Origin of the sequence: Pseudoduganella violaceinigra DSM 15887 (assembly GCF_000425385.1) — a bacterium.
Classification (GTDB): Bacteria; Pseudomonadota; Gammaproteobacteria; order Burkholderiales; family Burkholderiaceae_D; genus Rugamonas; species Rugamonas violaceinigra.
The window spans coordinates 124,301-142,785 of sequence record NZ_AUDI01000015.1 but is presented as its reverse complement, the minus strand read 5'-3'; the positions used below and the strand labels follow the sequence as shown (position 1 = coordinate 142,785).

The 18,485-nt window shown below is 62.6% G+C and carries 17 protein-coding genes; 8 read left to right on the top strand and 9 right to left on the bottom strand.

The annotated features are described in order from the left end of the window. Positions 1-2 precede the first annotated feature (2 nt). Together H597_RS0110025 and pdxH are read right to left on the bottom strand one after the other, a co-directional pair. Positions 3-1,211, bottom strand: coding sequence for a class I SAM-dependent methyltransferase (locus H597_RS0110025; protein WP_028102022.1), 1,209 nt, complete (start codon positions 1,209-1,211; stop codon positions 3-5). 29 nt (positions 1,212-1,240) lie between these two features. After that, complete coding sequence (gene pdxH, locus H597_RS0110020; protein WP_028102021.1) at positions 1,241-2,428, bottom strand: pyridoxamine 5'-phosphate oxidase; 1,188 nt, start codon at positions 2,426-2,428, stop codon at positions 1,241-1,243. A 63-nt stretch (positions 2,429-2,491) separates the two neighbouring features. Between pdxH and tcdA the strand changes: the two genes are divergently transcribed. Next, positions 2,492-3,349 carry a tRNA cyclic N6-threonylcarbamoyladenosine(37) synthase TcdA gene (gene tcdA / locus H597_RS0110015; protein ID WP_028102020.1) on the top strand — a complete coding sequence of 286 codons (858 nt, stop codon included), beginning with the start codon at positions 2,492-2,494 and terminating at the stop codon, positions 3,347-3,349. Between the two features lie 29 nt (positions 3,350-3,378). On the opposite strand, the gene thpR is transcribed toward tcdA, so the two are convergent. Then, positions 3,379-3,912, bottom strand: coding sequence for an RNA 2',3'-cyclic phosphodiesterase (gene thpR, locus H597_RS33205; protein WP_051293667.1), 534 nt, complete (start codon positions 3,910-3,912; stop codon positions 3,379-3,381). Positions 3,913-3,945: 33 nt separating this feature from the next. Between thpR and H597_RS0110005 the strand changes: the two genes are divergently transcribed. Next, the gene (locus tag H597_RS0110005) at positions 3,946-4,449 is read left to right on the top strand and encodes an FKBP-type peptidyl-prolyl cis-trans isomerase (RefSeq protein WP_035373727.1); all 504 of its coding nucleotides are present in this window, start codon (positions 3,946-3,948) and stop codon (positions 4,447-4,449) included. A gap of 2 nt (positions 4,450-4,451) precedes the next feature. Here H597_RS0110005 and H597_RS30395 read toward each other — a convergent pair whose 3' ends face one another. Both H597_RS30395 and H597_RS0109995 read right to left on the bottom strand, forming a co-directional pair. Further along, positions 4,452-5,501 carry a cation diffusion facilitator family transporter gene (locus H597_RS30395; protein WP_083941035.1) on the bottom strand — a complete coding sequence of 350 codons (1,050 nt, stop codon included), beginning with the start codon at positions 5,499-5,501 and terminating at the stop codon, positions 4,452-4,454. Then, positions 5,498-5,815, bottom strand: a complete 318-nt coding sequence (locus H597_RS0109995; protein WP_028102018.1) for an ArsR/SmtB family transcription factor — start codon at positions 5,813-5,815, stop codon at positions 5,498-5,500. Before H597_RS0109995 ends, H597_RS30395 begins: the two co-directional genes overlap by 4 nt. Before the next feature lie 544 nt (positions 5,816-6,359). On the opposite strand from H597_RS0109995, the gene H597_RS36220 reads away from it, so the two are divergent. Next, positions 6,360-6,755 carry a helix-turn-helix domain-containing protein gene (locus H597_RS36220; RefSeq protein ID WP_083941034.1) on the top strand — a complete coding sequence of 132 codons (396 nt, stop codon included), beginning with the start codon at positions 6,360-6,362 and terminating at the stop codon, positions 6,753-6,755. Then, a complete protein-coding gene (locus H597_RS0109990) occupies positions 6,752-8,149 on the top strand; it encodes a type II toxin-antitoxin system HipA family toxin (RefSeq protein ID WP_035373725.1) in 1,398 nt (465 codons plus the stop codon). The genes H597_RS36220 and H597_RS0109990 overlap by 4 nt, the downstream gene beginning before the upstream one ends. A 330-nt stretch (positions 8,150-8,479) precedes the next feature. Here H597_RS0109990 and H597_RS0109985 read toward each other — a convergent pair whose 3' ends face one another. From H597_RS0109985 to H597_RS30390, 3 genes are read right to left on the bottom strand one after another with little or no spacing between them, the layout of a single operon-like run. After that, positions 8,480-8,911 carry a hypothetical protein gene (locus H597_RS0109985; protein ID WP_028102016.1) on the bottom strand — a complete coding sequence of 144 codons (432 nt, stop codon included), beginning with the start codon at positions 8,909-8,911 and terminating at the stop codon, positions 8,480-8,482. Between the two features lie 3 nt (positions 8,912-8,914). Then, the gene (locus H597_RS0109980) at positions 8,915-9,643 is read right to left on the bottom strand and encodes a P-loop NTPase family protein (RefSeq protein ID WP_028102015.1); all 729 of its coding nucleotides are present in this window, start codon (positions 9,641-9,643) and stop codon (positions 8,915-8,917) included. A 14-nt stretch (positions 9,644-9,657) separates the two neighbouring features. Continuing rightward, positions 9,658-10,578, bottom strand: a complete 921-nt coding sequence (locus H597_RS30390) for a metallophosphoesterase family protein (RefSeq protein ID WP_051293666.1) — start codon at positions 10,576-10,578, stop codon at positions 9,658-9,660. 19 nt (positions 10,579-10,597) lie between these two features. On the opposite strand from H597_RS30390, the gene H597_RS0109970 reads away from it, so the two are divergent. Then, positions 10,598-12,562 (top strand): 3'-5' exonuclease, encoded by a 1,965-nt coding sequence (locus H597_RS0109970; protein WP_035373722.1) that lies wholly within the window; start codon positions 10,598-10,600, stop codon positions 12,560-12,562. Here H597_RS0109970 and H597_RS0109965 read toward each other — a convergent pair. After that, complete coding sequence (locus H597_RS0109965; RefSeq protein ID WP_028102013.1) at positions 12,559-13,041, bottom strand: CinA family protein; 483 nt, start codon at positions 13,039-13,041, stop codon at positions 12,559-12,561. The genes H597_RS0109970 and H597_RS0109965 overlap by 4 nt on opposite strands. A gap of 205 nt (positions 13,042-13,246) precedes the next feature. On the opposite strand from H597_RS0109965, the gene H597_RS30385 reads away from it, so the two are divergent. Genes H597_RS30385 through H597_RS0109950 form a run of 3 tightly spaced genes read left to right on the top strand, consistent with a single transcriptional unit; the run spans position 13,247 to position 18,425 of the window. Next, positions 13,247-13,810, top strand: coding sequence for a TOL_0243 family YfiR-like periplasmic protein (locus tag H597_RS30385; RefSeq protein WP_161630590.1), 564 nt, complete (start codon positions 13,247-13,249; stop codon positions 13,808-13,810). Then, positions 13,807-15,834 carry a sensor histidine kinase, YfiR-like protein-associated gene (locus tag H597_RS0109955; RefSeq protein WP_028102012.1) on the top strand — a complete coding sequence of 676 codons (2,028 nt, stop codon included), beginning with the start codon at positions 13,807-13,809 and terminating at the stop codon, positions 15,832-15,834. The genes H597_RS30385 and H597_RS0109955 overlap by 4 nt, the downstream gene beginning before the upstream one ends. Then, positions 15,831-18,425 carry an EAL domain-containing protein gene (locus tag H597_RS0109950; RefSeq protein ID WP_028102011.1) on the top strand — a complete coding sequence of 865 codons (2,595 nt, stop codon included), beginning with the start codon at positions 15,831-15,833 and terminating at the stop codon, positions 18,423-18,425. Before H597_RS0109955 ends, H597_RS0109950 begins: the two co-directional genes overlap by 4 nt. Positions 18,426-18,485 lie beyond the last annotated feature (60 nt).

The following is an 18,485-nucleotide window of genomic DNA, read 5'->3' as shown; positions in this document are numbered from 1 at the left end:
CGCTAACTTGGGCGATACATGTACCGGCGCGACCAGGGCAGGGCAGAGGGATGGCGCCCTGCCTTGCCGCATACGATCTGGTATAGGCTGATCCAGTCCTGGTCGAAGGCGTAGGCGCAGCCGGCGAGGTAGACGTGCCAGATACGGAAGCGCTTGTCGCCTGCGAGTTCGCGCACCTTCTCTTCATGCGCTTCAAAATTCTCGGTCCAGATAGTGCAGGTGCGGGCGTAGTGGCGGCGCAGGTTTTCCACGTCGTAGGCTTCCAGCCTGCCCTTCTGCATGGCATGCAGCACCTGGCCGATATGGGCCAGCTCACCATGCGGGAAGACGTACTTTTCAATGAACTCGCCGCCGCCGTAGGGCGTTTCGCCGTTATCCGGATCGGTGGACGTAATCCCGTGGTTCATTGCCAGGCCGTCCGCCGCCAGCAGCCTGTTGATAATCCCGAAGTACTCCACAAGATGTTTTAGCCCGACATGTTCAAACATGCCGACGCTGGTAATGCGGTCGAACGTGCCGCGCACATCGCGATAGTCCTGCAAACGAATTTCCACCAGACTGGATAGCCCGGCGGCGCGTACGCGTTCCCGCGCCAGCGTATGCTGGTTTTCGCTCAGCGTGACGCCGACACAGTGCACGCCATACTTCTGCGCCGCGCGGATCACCAGGGCGCCCCAGCCGCAGCCAATATCGAGCAGCGTATGCCCTGGTTGTAGCTGGATCTTGGCCAGAATATGGTCGATCTTCTTGATTTGCGCGGAGGCCAGGTCCTCGTCCCCGTTTTCGAAATAGGCGCAGGAATACACCATGTTCGGATCGAGGAACTGCTGGTAAAACTCGTTGGAAACGTCGTAATGGTAGCGGATCGCTTCCGCATCGCCCTGGCGGTTGTGGTGGAAGGTGCGCGCAATGCGCGCCAGACTTCCGTTATCTTTGAGCGAACTGCGCGCGAGTGCGTTGACCACCTTGATCATGTCGACCGCGCGGCCAGTCACTTCGATGGCGCCTTCCACATAGGCGGTGCCGAGGCTGGCGAGCGAGGGCTTGAGCAGGTAGCGCGCCGCGGACGGGCTGGGAATGCGGATCGTCACGCGCGGCGCTTCCTGCGAGAAGTCGAAGCTGCGGCCATTCCACAGCTCTATCCGCAGGGGCAGGGCAACGTGCGGGGCAATGCTGCTGATCCAGCTGTTGATGCGGTTCTGTACGAACATGCGCCTGCCCCTTCCCCGTGGAGGGCGGATCAGGGCTGGATGCGCTTCTTGCTCCAGCTGCCGTCCGCCTGCAGTTCATAGACTATCCTGTCGTGAAAGCGCGAGGCGCGCCCTTGCCAGAACTCGACGCGGTCCGGCACCAGGCGGTAGCCGCCCCAGTGCTCGGGACGTTGCGGCTGTTCGCCGCTGGCCGCTTCGACGGCGGCATAGCCCGCTTCCATCGCCTCGCGGCTACCGATGGGACGGCTCTGCTGGGAAGCGATCGCCGCCAGCTGGCTCTTTACCGGGCGGCTGTAGAAATATTTGTCGCTCTCTTCAGCTGAAGTCTTTTCGACGCGGCCTTCGATCCGCACCTGGCGCTCGAGCTCGGGCCAGAAGAACAGGATTGCCGCGTGCGCATTTTCCGCCAGCTGCTGGCCTTTCTGGCTTTGGTAGTTGGTGTACCAGGTGAAACCGCGCTCGTCGTACTGCTTGATCAGGACGATGCGCGAACTTGGGCGGCCGTTGTTGCCGACGGTGGCCACGCTCATCGCGTTGGGCTCGTTCACCTGCGCCTTCATGGCTTCGTTGAACCACTTGCTAAACTGCGCGACAGGGTTGGCCAGGGTGTCGCTTTCCGACAGGCTGGCGCGGCCGTAGTCCATGCGCAGATCCGCCAGGGCGATACCGCCGGCGATGGCCGCCGGCAGGATGCCGCGGCGCTGTTGCATGGCCTCGCCCAGGATCGTCATCTGGGCCGGACTGAGAATGCGTTTGGCCATGGGCGCGATATGCGCCTCTTCGGTTTCCATATGCGCGGTATAAGTTTGCACGAAGCGTTCTACGTCGGCTGCGTTCAAGGCTGAGCTCGAACCGTTGGCAATCTTATCAAGTTGAAAATTCAATACATCCCAGTCGAGATCCATCTGCCGGTGCTGTGCCAGGATCTGCGGACCCAGCTGGCCGAGCAGGGCGGCGTCTTCGCCCTGGGCCGTAGCGCTCAGCAGTGGGAACAGATCGTTTTCCTCGTCCGCATGGTGCAGGTGGGCCGCCTTGTTGAAGTACTTCTGGACGGCCTGGGCTGCCTGCTGGGCGGCGGCGTCGGCGCCGTGCTGGGACAGGTGCTGCAGCAGGTTTTGCAAGGTTTGCAATTGCTTGCGGATCTTGTCGTGGCAGTGTTTCAGGACGGCGATCGGCTGGTCATAGCCGGGGGCGGTATCGATCAAGGAATTGCTCATGGTGCGGGTCTGGTGAACTTAGCAAGAGAAAACATTGTAGCCCGGCTCAGCTAAAATAACGGGATGAATTCCCCGCAAATACTTGATCCAGTTCTGGACGATATCGATTTTGACCGCCGCTTCGGCGGCATTGCCCGCCTGTACGGCGAAAAGGCCCTGGCCCGTTTCCGTGGCGCACATGTGTGCGTGATCGGCGTGGGCGGCGTAGGTTCCTGGATTGTCGAGGCGCTGGCGCGTTCGGCCATCGGCAAGCTGACCCTGATCGACCTCGATAACGTGGCCGAGTCGAATATCAACCGCCAGATCCAGGCTTTGTCCGGCACCATCGGCATGGCCAAGATTTCGGCGCTGGCCGAGCGCATTGCCCAGATCAATCCCTTCTGCCAGGTGGTGCAGGTGGAGGATTTCATCACGCCGGACAACCTGGATGAGATGGTGGGCGCGCACCACTTCGACTACGTGGTGGACGCCATCGATGCGGCCCAGTCGAAGACGGCGCTGATCCACTATTGCCGCAGCAAGCAGATACCGTTGATCGTGATCGGCAGCGCGGGCGGCCAGACCGACCCGACCCGCATCGAAGTGCGCGACCTGTCCAAGACCGAACAGGAGCCGCTGCTGAAAAAGGTGCGCCGCCGCTTGCGCAGCCAGTACAACTATCCGCCAAACTCCAAGAACAAGCTGGGGGTGGATGCCGTGTTTTCGATGGAGCCATTGAAGTTTCCCGAGACGGGGGAGGTGTGCACCGTCGACGGCGACGAGAAGGCGGTCAAGCCGGGCGTGACCGGTATCAATTGCGCGGGCTTCGGTTCGGCGATGGTGGTGACGGCCACGTTTGGCATGGTGGCGGCGGGGCATTTGTTGCGGAAGCTGGCTGACCAGGTTGAAACCGGCAAGGCAGTGTCAGACACAAGTGTCTGACACTGGATCGCGGCCGCTGTGGGCACGTATCAGGCACTCGTGCCTGACACAGGTTGACCGGTGGTAGCGAGCGCCACGTACCGCCCATCCGCCATCGACTCAAGCAGGGCCAACCCCGCCACCCTCCATAGCACCGGCGCGCCGGAGAATGCGCCCGGCGCCTGTTTCGCCTCGCGCGCCAGCGTCACATGCGGCTTGAACTCCCCATGCGTCGCCGCGCTGAAACCGGCAGCTTCCAGCCGCTGCATCAATTCCGCCTGGGCCGCCAGCAAGGCCGGCGGCGCGACGCGCATCCCGGCCCAGGCAATTTGCGGGCGTTTGAAGTAGCCGTAGCAATCAAGCGCAAGCTCCATGGGCGGCACCGAAGACGCATGCAGGATCTCCAGCAAGGCAGGCAGCGCCGCAGCCGGCTGCTGGCCGAGGAATGCCATGGTCAGGTGCAGCTTTTCCGGTGGAATCAGCCGGCCGCGCACCGGTTGTTGCAAACGCACCAAAGCCTGCCGGGCTTCCTCGTCCGGCCACAGTGCAAAAAACAGTTTGTGGGCAGGTTCCTTTGCTATCATGGCAGCCGCCTTAACACCTCGTAAAGACTATACATGAAACGCACTTCGATCCTGATCGCAATCCTGTGCGCTGCCGCCGGCCTGGCGCAGGCACAGCAGCCAACCCAAGAAGCTACTCCTGCAAATCCAGCCGCACCGGCCCAGGCAGAAACGGCGCCGGTCGTGCCGGGCTCGGCCCAGCCAGGCCCGGCCGCCGAGCAACTGATCGTCACCGACACCAAGATCGGCAAAGGCGCCGAAGCCAATGTCGGCGCGACCGTCTTCATGCATTACACCGGCTGGCTGTACCGCCCGCTGGCCAAGAACCAGCGCGGCCGCCAGTTCGACAGCTCGCTGCCGCGCGGTGAACCGCTGGACTTCAAGCTGGGCACCGGCAAAGTGATCAAGGGCTGGGACCAGGGCATCGTGGGCATGAAAGTGGGTGGCAAGCGCACCCTGATCATCCCTGCAGAATTGGCTTACGGCAACCGCGCCATGCCTGGTATTCCCGCCAACTCGCCCCTGATCTTCGACGTGGAAATGATGGACGTCAAATAAGCCTAGTGGGCATGGCCATGGTCGTGACCGTGGCCATGCTTGTGATCGTGATCGTGCGTGCAGGCGTGGCCATGATCGTGATCGTCGCCGTGCCCCTGCTCCTCGTCGCTGCCATGCGCATGGCCAGGCCCGTGCAGGCTGCATTCGTGCTGGGTCGTTCCCTGTTCGGTCTGCAGCGTCGTGTGGTTGATGCCGTATTGCTCCTTCAAGCCGCGCGCAATTTCATCAATCGCTGCATCGCCCGGATAGCCGCCCGGCATCACCAAGTGGCAGGTCAGCGCCACATCCGTCGTGCTCATGGACCAGATATGCAGGTCGTGCACGCCCGTCACGCCCGGACGTGACAGCAGGAACTGCTCCACTGCGTTCGCATCCACATTGCCCGGCACCGCGCCCAGCGTCATGTCCAGCGCCTCGCGCAGCAGCGACCAGGTGCTCTTCATGATCAGCACGACGATTACCAGGGAAACCGCCGGGTCCAGCCATGCCCAGCCGGTGTACATCACCAGCAGGCCGGCAAGCAGCACGCCCAGCGAAATGGCCGCGTCGGCCGCCAGGTGCAGGTAGGCGCCGCGGATATTCAAGTCATCCTTGCTGCCGCGCATGAACAGCCAGGCCGAGATGCCATTCACGGCGATGCCGATCCCGGCCACGATGGACACCGTCAGGCCCTGCACCGGGTGCGGCTTCATCAGCTGCTCGACCGCGCCCCAGGCGATGGCGCCGGTGGCGGCCATCAGCAGCATGCCGTTAAACAGCGCCGCCAGGATGGAACTGCTGCGCAGACCATAAGTGTAACGGCCGGACGGTTCGCGCTTGGCCAGGATCGCCGCGCCCCAGGCCAGCATCAGGCTCAGCACATCCGACAGGTTATGGCCCGCATCGGCCATCAGCGCCGTTGAATTGGCCAGGAAGCCGTAGAAGAACTCGATACCGACGAATACCGCATTCAAGGTGATCGCAATGGCGAAGGCGCGGCCATGGCCGACCTCGCCATGATGGTGGTGATGGCCGTGATCGTGGCCGTGTCCGTGATGATGATGGGCGCTCATTGCTCGTTCCCGTTGGATGGTTCGGCGATGTGCTCCAGCATATCGCGCAGGACACCGCTGATGTGGGCATCAGCGGTGGAATAAAAGACTTGCTTGCCCTGGCGCTCGGACTTGACGATGCGGGCGCCGCGCAGCAGGCGTAAGTGGTGGCTCACTAACGATGAGCTCAGCTGGAGCGCGGCGGCGATATCGCTGACTGCGATCGGCTGCTCGAGGCAAGCCAGCACGATACGCAGCCGAGTCTGATCCCCCAGCAAATGGAACAAGTCCGCCAGCTCAGCGACGGAAGCGTCGTTATCGGAATAGATGGCCATTGCAGTTCAGATCGCGTCAGTAAACAAGTGAATAGATATTCATATGTTAGCATGAAAGTCGGGATCAGGTCTGGCTTCTTGATGAGCTTTTCGCTTCACGCTGCCCATCGTAGAAGTTGGGCAAACAGTTCACTAAAGTTTCACTGAAACCTTTGACGCGATGTATTTCTTTGTCGATGAAAGCGGGCATACAGGTCCGAATCTTTTTGATGATGCACAACCCAAAGCCCAGGCAATCTGGGGGGGGCGCGAGGAAGACTAGCCGAAACTGATTGACAGGGGTTGAAGGTTCGGCACTTGGCGCGCGCCTCATGCGAAGACCAAGCAAGGCTTCCCCCTTATTTTGTGGGTCCATGCAATTCATATTGTGCTGCCCTTGTGAGCAGCAAAGTAGGAAATTTGGTATTCATCATCGTCTGCTGGTCTAGCTCTCTCTTGAGGGCGCCGGCTACCAATTTCGCAAAGATTTGAGCGCTAAAGTATGATTTTTGGAGTTAATCATACTTTGATGCTCATTGTGTTGATGTTTTTTGGGCACTAAAGTATGATAAATCAATGTAAACATACTTTATTGCGCATGAGAACTTTGCAAGAAATCGCTGATTTTCTACGGATACGCCTTGGCTCAATGGGCCTAACGCAACAATCGTTGGGTGAGCATGCCGGTATTTCACGTCGGACACTCACGGGAGTGCTGAACGGCGCCCGAGACTACAAAATCACTACTTTGATGTCCATTCTGGACCGTCTAGGATACGAGCTTGTAATTGTTCCGAAGGGAGCAGCAACGGGGCTCTCAAGCGAACAGGGATTTGCTCCTTCCCCACCTGCGGTTAAGACGCGAGTTCAGCTTGCTCGCGAGCGATTAGAGGCAAAGGTAGCAGAAGACCAGAACGCCCCCCCTCGCCGTCGGTTGCGATTTACCAGGGAAAAGAAATGAATGTTAAGGCCTTGGGTATCTATATTGGGACGCAACAGCGTGCCGGAGTCTTGTTCCAATATCTGATTGGCGAATCGCAAGTCGTCAACCGCCTTGTGGCGGACGACGCGTTCGCCGCAATAGTCGATGCACCAGTCATGTCGCTCTCCATGTTGGCAGAAGACCCGGCAGCACAAAAAGCATTGTGGGCAGAAATCCGTTCCACACTCTTTAATGGAATGTACAGCCCAGCGAATGGATGGCTGTTACCCGCATTTTTCCAAAACCTCCTTCCCGAGGGTGTTTTCCGAGACCATGTCGCAGAAAAGCGAGGGTGTGACCCTAAGGACCATTTCGACATGCTCGCTGCATGTGGTCGCGACCTCCCAGGAAATCTTTTTGCGCTACCACTTACTCTGACTCGCGACGAGCTCGCGCATTATGTAACGCAAGATGCGGACTCCCTCGAGATGTCCGTAACTGCTGAGCCATTAGACGATGGTGTTTCCCTGTCAGGGGTTCAACCAAAAGTTGGAGTAATCCTCGAAGGTGGGCGATATGTTGGCCGCACCAAGATGCAGGATACCCATATCATTGCAAAACTTCCGGTCGTCGGACAAGCGCTTCTACCTGAAGTGGAAGAGCTGTCTTTACGGCTCGCTGGAGCCGCAGGCGTAAATGTCACAGAGGCACATCTTGAGCCGCTTGAAATGCTAGCGGTGGAACATGGATACGACCTTGGAGACGTGAGCAGGAAAACTAACTTTCTCGCAGTAATTCGTTATGACCGTAGCCCGGATGGGCGAGTTCATTGCGAAGATTTTTGCCAAGTACTTGGCGTAATGCCCGAAAACAAATATATGGGCGCAAGCTACTTGGAGGTGGCCAGCGTTCTTATGGAATTCCCTACTTTGGGCGAGCCGGCGGTACATGAACTACTCCGACGCATGGTGGTGAATGAAATGCTGGGCAATCCAGATATGCATCTTAAGAACATCGGCATTTACTATCCAGACGGGCATACTCCAGAACTGCCGCCAGCATACGACATCGTTGCTTATGCTGCCTACAACAAGCGCATGGGCCATGCGTTGCACATTCTGCCGCCTGAACTTGCAGTAAAACCTAAGATGTCTGTAAAAGATGCACAGCAAAGTAAGGCCGCAAAACCAGGGATTGGACCGGCCGTTATTCGGAAGTTTTGCGAGGAGCTCCAAATTCCTGAGAAGCCGGCAGCAAAGGTCATCCGCGATACTGTGAAGAACGCAGTTCTTCGATGGCCGGACTTGATTGCGAGTTCCTTGCTCACTGAGACACAAAAAGAACGTTTGCTCACACACTTCCACGCGCATCCATTAGTTGCATCCCTTATTAGGCGACAAGGCAAGCCCGCGGAACTAGACCTATCCTCATGATGAAAATCGCAATCGAAGGAAGTCGTTGTGAGAACCCACCGCTTTAGTAGAGGACCAGCTGGAAGAGTGGCCCGTAGCCTTCGGCTTGGATGTTGACGTCAGCACTTCAACGTACGCTTGCTTAGTTTCCAGCACGCCAAACTAGTCTTGTATCGGGTATCCACCTTAGGATTCCAATTGTTAGCGTTGCTTTGACGAAATTGGTTTCAATTTCAAAGCACTCACACGCCATAAGTGCTTGATTTTCATGCAGGCATCCGTGAGCCTAACTTCCATGATGGGCACCCGCAACGTAGCGTTTTGTCCGATTGCCAGACCTGACCCCGACTTTTATTTCGCGAGTTCGGCTTCGAAGGCGGCGCGGGTCTTGGCGTCCAGGGTTTGCAGGGCGCGCTCGAGCTTGGCGGGGGGAATGCCGGCGGGCTTGCTGACGATGGCCTGGCCGAGCAGGACCAGGGCCGCGGTCAGGACCGCCACGCCGGCGGCAGCGGCCAGCAGGCGCAGCTCGCGCCGCGAGAACGGTTCGTGCGAGGTGGGGATGGGGCGGGCGCCCGGCGGCGGGATATAGGCGGCGGACGGGGTGGTGCTGTGCGCCGCTGCCGGGACGTGGACGCCTTCCAGCCGCGCCAGATGGCGTTCGACCGCTTCTTCCAGCACGGCTTCATTCAGCGCCACCAGCGCAAAAATCGGATCGTCGACATCGACCTTGATGCCGGTCTTTTCAAACACGTGCAGGCGCAGCTTGTGCGGGTCGAGGGCCATGTTTTACCAGTTTACCAGGTCGAGTTGTTCGAACAGGTCGCGGAACACGACCTTGATGCGCTGCTTTTCCATTACATTGAATTTATCGCTGGCCTTCACTTCCTCCACCGTCAGGCGGCCGGTGTTCATCTTCTTCACATCGGCGCCGAAGGTGTCGGCATTGCGCTCGCTGAGCACCACCCGGCCGCGCACCCGCTGCGCGTTGTCGGAGTAGGTCTGCGATTCGAGGAAGGATTTGCCGGACGCCGATTGCAGCAGCCCGAAGTGCTCGTTCTCCCACAGCACCAGCGGCACCTGGGTCGATTTGGCGGTGGTGACGAAGCCCATGGCCGTGTCGTGCAGGGTGTCGCCGCCGCCCACGATGGTGTGGATGTAGACCTTGCGCCCCGATTCCTCCAGCAGGTTGAAGCAGTCGTTCTCAATCAGGTAGGCCATCAGCGGCGAGAAGGTGTTGGCGCCGTTGTCGATCACGCAGTTGCCGTCTTTTTCCAGGAGGTCGATCATCAGCGCGTCGAAGCGCTTCGGGTCGATGGTGCGCGCTTCGGTCATTACGGGCACGTGCTTCACGTCCAGCGCCTTGTAGCGCGAGAAGGTGGTGTTTTCCTGGTCGGTGTCATAGCAGCGCAGCGGGGTCTCGCTCTTGCCTTGCAGCCATTGCGCGAGGATGGTCGATACATAGGTCTTGCCGATGCCGCCCTTGCCCTGCAGGACGAAGTGAACCGTGTTTTGCATTCATGCTCCTGTTGTCAGTGGCAGTTGGCCGCGCCGCTGTCGCGCGCCTCCTGCTGCGGGTGCTCCGGTTCGGTCTTTGGTGCGACCGCCAGAAACTCCCATTCGTAGCCGCTTTCTTTCAGTACCAGTTTCAGCACGCCGGTGCGCCAGTTGAAGCGTGCTTCGCTCTGGCTGTTAATCCAGAGGAAGGGCGTGAGGAAGGCGCCGCCGGTGCCGACCACGAATTGCCGCACCCCGCGCATGGGGTCCGGCCGGCCGTCGGCATCCATCGGCGCCAGGCGTTCGTAGTCGTGGTCATGCCCGGACAGCACCAGTTCGACGCCCGCTTCGTGCAGGACGCGCCAGACGTCCTGCATCCTGGTGGTCGGGACATGTCCGCCTGAACTATACATGGGCGCGTGCCAGTAGGCGAGGGCGCAGCGCGTCTTGCTGGCGGCCAGGTCGTCTTTCAGCCACACCAGCTGGCGCTGGTGGCTGGCGGCATCGAGGTCGCTGTTCAGGGAGATGAAGTGCCAGCCGCTCTTGTCGAAACTGTAATAGCCGCGGCCGCGCGGACCGGCCAGTTCGCCGAAATAGTCGAAGTAGCCGTCGGCCCTGCCGCTGCCGTATTCGTGGTTGCCGGGCGCGGGCCGGGTGCGCTCCCTGAACTGGCCCCAGGTGGGCGCATAGCAGTCGCGGAATTCGGCCGGCGTGCCGTTCGGGTAGGTATGGTCGCCCAGGGAAAGAATCAGGGCGTGCGGGTCGCCTTTTGCGATGAGGGCGGCGGTGGCGGCGGCGCCGGAGTCGGCGGCGCGGCTGTAGCGGCAATCGGCAATGTCGCCCGCTGCATACACCACCAGCGGCCGGGCGGCGGCGGGCGCGCCTTCGGCCAGGGCCGCGGCCTGGGCGGCGAGGGCGGGCGCTGCGGCCAGCCAAGGTAGAATGCGTCTTTTCATTGGCACCATTCGAACAGGCATGCGAGTTTCACCATCCAGCGAGCAGGAAGCGATCCTGAAGTCCCGCGCCCAGACCTTGATGATCGAGGCGCGCGCAGGGACAGGCAAGACTACCACGCTGTCCATGCTGGCGGCACAGGAACCGGGCGTCGTGCTGGGACTGTGCTTTTCCGAAGGGGCGCGCCAGCGCTTCTACGAGAAGCTGGTGCTGGAATGCCCCGCGCGCAAGGTGCAGGTGCTGACGGTGGAGGCGCTGGCCCGCTCCCAGCTGACCCGTATCGCCGAGCATGGCAATTGGCTGGATTTGCCGGAGCGCTGGTCCAGCCTGGAACAGATGCGCCCCATGCTGGTGGCCGCCGCCAACACGGTGTGGCAGCGCCATGAGGGGCGCTACACGGAATTCGATTTCGATTTCGAGCGCAGCACCCAGCGCGTGGAAACGATGCTGCAGCTGCTGGCCCAGATGAAGGCCACCCTGGCCACGCTGCGCTTCGAGGATGAAGTCTTCGATGACTTCACCTTCGATGAGCTGTGCAACGAATTCCAGCTGGAAGACCGCGAGATCGTGGAAATCTTCCACGAGTTCGAGCGCCGCCGCCAGCCCCAGGCCGGGCATATCTTGTGGCAGGCCCCAGTCGATTACGCCACCGACCTGGTCGCCATCCTGCGCCGCTTCCCCGAAGCGGTGCACGATATGCCGCAGGCCGACCTGCTGCTGGTCGACGAATGGCACGACGTGAACGCCGCCGAATTCGAGCTGCTGCAGCTGTTCCGCCGCAATGCGCGGCTGGTGGTGGTGGGCGACCGCCACCAGGTCATCAATGCCGAACGCGGCGCCGATCCGCGCTTCTCGGGTGGCGGCTTCGAGCTGGCCTTCCCGGATGCGGAACGCCTGCCGCTGTCGCAATCGCGCCGCTGCGGCGTGTCGCTGAAAAAACTGCTGGAGCGGGCGCTGCCCAAATGCGGCTTCGAGTCGCATCCGGACACCTATTCGGAAGTGCGCCACATCGAGTACGACCAGGCCGACCCGCAAGCCTGCGCCCGCGCCGTCGTCGAAAAGGCGAAGGAGCTGGCGCTGGGCACGGATCTCGCCATCATCCTGCGCGAAGTCGACCAGAGCGTGGAAATCGAAAACGCACTGCTCGATGCCGGTCTGCCCTACCACTGCGACGGCTTCGCTTCTTACCTCAAGCGCCCGGAGATCATGGCCCTGCGCGCGCTGCTGCACGTGGCCTGCGGCGACTACAGCACGCTGAAGGCCGATAAGGAAAGCTGCGAGCTGATGGTGGACGGCCTGCAGACCTATTTCGCCGTCTCCGGCGACCGCCGCGACTATGAGGCCAGCCATGCCATGTACGGCTCCGGCGACGCTTACCAGCAGCAGAAGGACGCCGTGGTGCGCGACCCGGAAACGCTGGAATTCATGTTCAGTGGACTGCTGTGCGCCGAGCAGCACTATGACAGCGGTCCCACGCGGCGCTGGAAGCAGCGCCTGGCCGATGTGCTGGCGCAGATGAAGGCGCAGGCCGCGACCGCCAGCGCGGCGCAATTGCTGGAATTGGCCAGCACGGGCCTGGACCTGCCTGCCGCGACCCGCCGCACCTTCGTCAACCGCGCCCGCGCCGACTCCGTGCTGCGCACCCTGGGCGCCTTCATCGACTTTGCGCAGCGCCAGGGCGATGCCATGGCCCCGGCCTTCCTCGAGGAATTGCGGCGCCGCCAGGTTGCCACGCGCGGCAAGCCGGGGGGGCGCGGCGCCGGCAAGGCGCTGGCGCTGGCAACCGTACAGTCGGCCAAGGGCCGCGAATGGCAGCAGGTGCTGCTGCCGTATATGGAAGAGGGCCAGTTCCCGCGCGCCACGCGCAACGGCGAGGAATTTGCCGAGGAACGGCGCTACCTGTATGTGGCGATCAGCCGCGCCATCGCCGGACTGACCCTGTTCGAACCAGCTGCGGCGGAGCGCCGCAGCCGCCTGCTCCATTAATTAATGAAGCGTAGCAGGCCTTTGAGCGCGTGCTCGATGGTCTGGGTGCGCACCGCATGCCGGTCGCCCGCGAACACCAGGCGTTCCGTGTGCACCGTGTCGGCATTGGCCCAGCCGAAGCAGACGGTGCCGACCGGCTTGCCCGGTACGGCGCCGGTCGGGCCGGCAATGCCGGTCACCGAAATGGCCACATGGGCATTGCTCGAGCCGAGCGCGCCCTGCGTCATGGCGGCCGCCACTTCTTCGCTGACGGAGCCGAACTGGGCCATCAAGGCGGCCGGCACGTCCAGCATCTCGGTCTTGGAGGCATTCGAGTAACAGACGAAGCCGCAGTCGAACCAGCCGGTGGAGCCGGCAATTTCCGTGATCGCCGTCGAGATGCCGCCGCCGGTGCACGATTCCGCGGTTGCCAACAGCAAGCCTTTGTCTTGCAGGGCCTGCCCCACCTGGGTGGCCAATTCGTTGATATCGGTACTCACTTGTGGCTCCTTTAGCAAACAAACGCGGTTGACCCCATTCTAGCGCGCCGCTGTGCCGCTTGGCCACGCTGCAGCGCAATAATGTGACATCACGACTAAGATGCAAGCCGGGGAAGGCTGCTGCTGTGCGGTAAATCAATATTTGCGCCGCAGATCAGTGCTCAGCGATAGAATGCCTCCAATCCCCTGTTCGCGAGGCATGGCGGTGAGGACTCTCCAAGGACGAAGTCCGGCTTTCTGGGTGGCGCTGCTGCTGGCCGCGCTCTGGCCGCTGTTCGCCCATGCCCAGTCCAACGCCGCGCTGGAGCGGCAGGTGAAAGCCGCCTACCTGTACAAATTTGCCGGTTTCGTCGAATGGCCGGAAGGCAGTTTCGCCCGTCCCGACAGCCCGGTGGTGATCGGTGTCGCCGGCGCCGACGCGCTGGCCGAACAGCTGGAGCAGACAGTGGCGGGCCACAGCGCCAATGGCCGACCCTTGCAGGTGCGGCGCATCAAGCGCGGCGACAGCCTGGCCGGCATCCATATGCTGTTCATTTCGTCGCTGGACAAAGCCCACGCGCAGGAGCTGCTGGCCGCCAGCCGCGGCCAGCCGGTGCTGACCGTGACCGACGCCGACGAGACCTACGGTCTGGGCAGCATGATCAACTTCCTCATTGCCGACGAAAGGCTGCGCTTCGAAGTCTCGCTCAAGCATGCCGCCGTGGCGCGCCTGAAGATCAGTGCGCGCATGCTGTCGGCCGCCTTCCGCGTGCAGCAGGTGGCGGGATGAGCACGCGCCGCCGCTCCCTGCCGCAAAAGCTGCTGGGCGTGGTCATGCTGGTGACGCTGGTCTCCCTGGTGGTCTCGCTCGGCACCATCATCGCCTATGACCTGCGCGCCTACCACCAGTCGCTCGGTGCCGACATGACCACCCAGGCCGAGCTGCTGGGGCATATGAGCGCGCCGGCCCTGACCTTCGACGACGCCCGCCTGGCCAAGGAAAACCTGGCCCTGCTGCGCCTGCGCCCGAAAGTCAATGCCGGCGCGATCTACAATGCGCGCGGCCAGTTGTTCGCCACCTATGTCGCGCCGGGCCAGGATACCAAGATACCGCAGGCGCCGCAGGCCGAGGGCGTGGCCTTCGAGGGCGGCAAGATGATGCTGTTCCGGCGCATCCGCGACAACGGCGAGCAGCTCGGCACTGTCTACCTGCAGTCGGACTATGAAATCCTGGGCCGCTTCGGCGACTATGTGATGATCGCCATCGTTGCCGCCTTCCTGGCCATGGGCATCGCCTACCTGCTGATGCGGCCCTTGAACAAGGTGGTCACGCAGCCGGTGCTGGCGATCGCCGATGTGGCGCGCGAAGTGGTGGCCACGGGCGACTACTCGCGGCGCGCGCTCGGCACCAGCAACGACGAGGTGGCCGAGCTGGCCGATTCCTTCAACAAGATGCTGAGCGAAATCGAAAGCCGCACGCGCGCGCTGGAGACCTCGAACAGCGAAATTGCGCGCGAGGCGGAGCAGCGCAGCCGAGCGCAGCAGGAGGTCATGCGCCTGAACGAGGAGCTGGAAGAACGCGTGCATGAACGCACTTTGCAGCTGGAGCAGGCCAACAGTGAGCTGGCCATGGCGATGCAGGAGGCCAAGAGCGCCAACCAGGCCAAGTCGGCCTTCCTGTCGTCCATGAGCCACGAGCTGCGCACGCCGCTGAACGCCATCCTCGGCTTTGCGCAAATCCTGACCTCCGAAAAACTGCCGTCGACCCTGGAGCAGAAACGCGAATTCGCCAACCATATCCTGAAGTCGGGGCGCCACCTGCTGACCCTGATCAATGAAATCCTCGACCTGGCCAAGATTGAGTCGGGCGCGGTGGCGCTGTCGCTGGAGCCGGTGGCGGTCAACGAGATGTTGCGGGAATGCGAAACCATGGTGGCGCCGCTGGCGACGGGGCGCGGTATCCGCCTGCTGTTCCCGGACGGCTGCCTGGCCAATGTCATGGCCGACCGCACGCGCCTGAAGCAGGTCCTGCTTAACCTGCTGTCGAATGCCATCAAATACAACCGCGACGGCGGCGCGGTGGTAGTCGATTGCAGCCCGAGCGGCGCCGGCATGGTGCGTATCTCGGTGCAGGACACCGGCATGGGCCTGCGGCCGGAGCAGGTCAAGCTGCTGTTCCAGCCCTTCAACCGGCTGGGGCAGGAGAGCGGCACGGAAGAGGGCACCGGCATCGGCCTGGTGGTGACCAAGCGCCTGGTGGAACTGATGGGCGGCACCATTGGCGTCACCAGCAGCCAGGGCGTGGGCAGCATGTTCTGGATCGAATTGCTGTCCACTGACCCGACCCCGTCGCGCGTCGACATGAACGCCGAGCGCCCGGCCGAGCACCCGCGCCATGCGGCGGGCGAACCGGCCACCGTACTGTACGTGGAAGACAATCCGGCCAACCTGAAACTGGTGGAGGAAATCATCAGCTTCCGCCCCGACCTGAGGCTGATTTCGGCGCCGGACGGCCACCTGGGCATCGAGCTGGCGCGCGCCCACCGGCCGGACATCATCCTGATGGACATCAACCTGCCCGGCGTGAACGGCATCGACGCCGTCAAGGTGTTGACCAACGACCCGCTCACGGCGCATATTCCCGTCATCGCCCTAACCGCCAACGCCATGCCGCGCGACGTGGAAAAAGGCCTGGCGGCCGGCTTCTTCCGCTACCTGATCAAACCGATCAACATCGACGAATTCACGGAAGCGATCAACAGCACCATGGCCTTTCTGCAGCGCAGGGAGGAAGAGGGGAGTACCTCCCAGTGATCAGCCGCGACGATATCCTGAACGCCAATATCCTGATTGTCGACGACCAGCCGGTCAATGTGCAGCTGCTGGAATACCTGCTGCAGACCAGCGGCTATGCCCAGGTCAGCTCGACCACCGACCCGCGCGTGGTGGCGCCCTGGCATGAAGAGCACCGCTACGACCTGATCATCCTCGACCTGCACATGCCCGGCATGAGCGGCTTCGATGTGATGGAGGCGCTGAAACCGCTGGAACCGGAATACCTGCCGGTGCTGGTGGTGACGGCGCAGCCGGACCAGAAACTGTCGGCCCTGGATGCCGGGGCGCGCGATTTCGTCAGCAAGCCGTTCGACCCGGTCGAGGTGCTGACGCGCATCTACAATATGCTGGAAGTGCGCCTGCTGCACAAGCAGGCGCGCGACTACAACGAGGTGCTGGAGCAGACCGTGCGCGCCCGCACCGCCGACCTGCAGCGCTTTCGCAGCGCGATGGATGCCACCGCCGACGCCATCTTCCTGATCGACACCGATACGCTGACGCTGGTGGACGTCAACGAAGGGGCCTGCCGCATGCTGGGCCATAGGCGCCTGCAGCTGCTGGCGCTGGAGCCGGCGCGCCTCGGCCTGGGCGGGCGCGACGCCCTGGCGGCACAGGCGGCGCAAGCCGGCAATGCCGCCGCGGAAGCGCACCGGGCACCGGAGCTGGCGGAGGCGGAATTGCTGCGCAGCGACGGCACGGCGGTGCCGGTGGAAGTCTACTGGCAGCTGCAGGGCGAGGGCGAAACGGCGCACCGCACCCTGATCTGCGTGGCGCGCGACATCACCGAACGGCGCCTGGCGGAAGAAAGGCTGCGCCACATGGCGCATTACGACCGCCTGACCGGCCTGCCCAACCGCACCCTGTTCTTCGAGACCCTGGCCGAATCGATCGAACTGGCGCAGGACAAGGAATGGCGCATCGTCGTGCTGTTCATCGGACTGGACCGCTTCCGCAAGGTCAACGACTCGATGGGCGCGGCCATGGGCGACCGCCTGCTGCACGAGTTCAGCAACCGCCTGGTGCAGTGCGTGCGCCTGCGCGACACGGTGGGGCGGCTGGGCGGCGACGAATTCGCGCTGATCCTGACCATGACGCGCGACCAGCAGGATGCCGTGCTGGTGGCGAATGAAGTGCGCGAAGCCCTGCGCAACCCGTTCGAACTGGATGAGCACCAGGCCACGTTGTCCGCCTCCATCGGCATCGCCATGTACCCGGACGACGCCAACGACCCGGAAACCCTGGTCAAGTACGCCAACACCGCCATGCAGCGCGCCAAGGAGGCCGGCGGCGACGGCTACCGCTTCTTCACGGCGGGCATGAACGTGCAGGTGCTGGCGCGGCTGGACCTGGAGATGGCCCTGCGCCGCGCGCTGGAAAACAGCGAACTGGAACTGCACTACCAGCCCAAGGTCAACCTGACCACCGGCCGCATCAGCGGGGCCGAAGCGCTGCTGCGCTGGAACCGCCCGGGCTACGGCCTGGTGTATCCGGCGGAATTTGTCGGCGTCCTGGAAGACACGGGGCTGATCGTGCGCGTGGGCAGCTGGATCATCGAGGCCGCCTGCCGCCAGATCGCGGCCTGGCTGCACACGCCGGTCGGCGGGGTGCACGTGGCGGTCAATGTGTCCAGCCGCCAGTTCGTCGAGGGCGACCTGGAGAAAGACGTCAGGCAAGCGCTGGAACGGCACCAGGTGCCGCCCGAGCTGCTGGAACTGGAATTGACGGAAACGGCCCTGATGTCGAATGCCGAGCGCACCATCGAGGTGCTGCGTACGCTGAAAGAACTGGGCATCAAGGTGGCGATCGACGACTTCGGCACCGGCTACTCCTCGCTGGCCTACCTGCAGCGCTTCCCGATCGACAAGCTGAAGATCGACATCGCCTTCGTGCGCGACATCACCACCAATCCCAACGACGCCGCGATTGCGCTGGCCATCATCAGCATGGCGCACAGCCTCAAGCTGCGCGTGGTGGCGGAAGGCGTGGAGACGCGGCCGCAGCTGGAATACCTGCGCCGCAACCGCTGCGACGAAATCCAGGGCTACTTCTTCAGCCGTCCCCTGGCGGCGGCGGAAATGGGCGCCCTGGCCGAATCGGGCAAGAGCCTGCCGCCCGACCCGAACGTGGCGGCCGAACCGCCGCAAACGCTGCTGCTGGTGGACGACGACGTCAACGTGCTGTCCTCGCTGCACCGCCTGTTCCGGCGCGACGGCTACCGCATCCTGACCGCGGTATCGCCGGCCGAAGGCTTCGACCTGCTGGCGCTGTACCCGGTGCAGGTGATCGTCTGCGACCAGCGCATGCCGATGCTGAGCGGCACCGAATTTCTGGCCAAGGTCAAGGAGATGTACCCCGACACCATCCGCATCATCCTGTCCGGCTACACCGGGCTGGAAGCGGTGCTGGATTCGATCAACCGCGGCGCCATCTACCGTTTCTACACCAAGCCCTGGGACGACACCCAGCTGCGCGACAACATCCGCCTGGCCTTCCACCACTACTGGCTGATGCATGGCAGCGGCCGCCGCGCCGGCGAGCCCGGCGAAGACCACACAGCCCTCACCGGCTAGCAATCAACAAGCCGGGGCAGCTCTGGCAATCGGACAAAACGCCGCGCTGCGCGAAGCGAA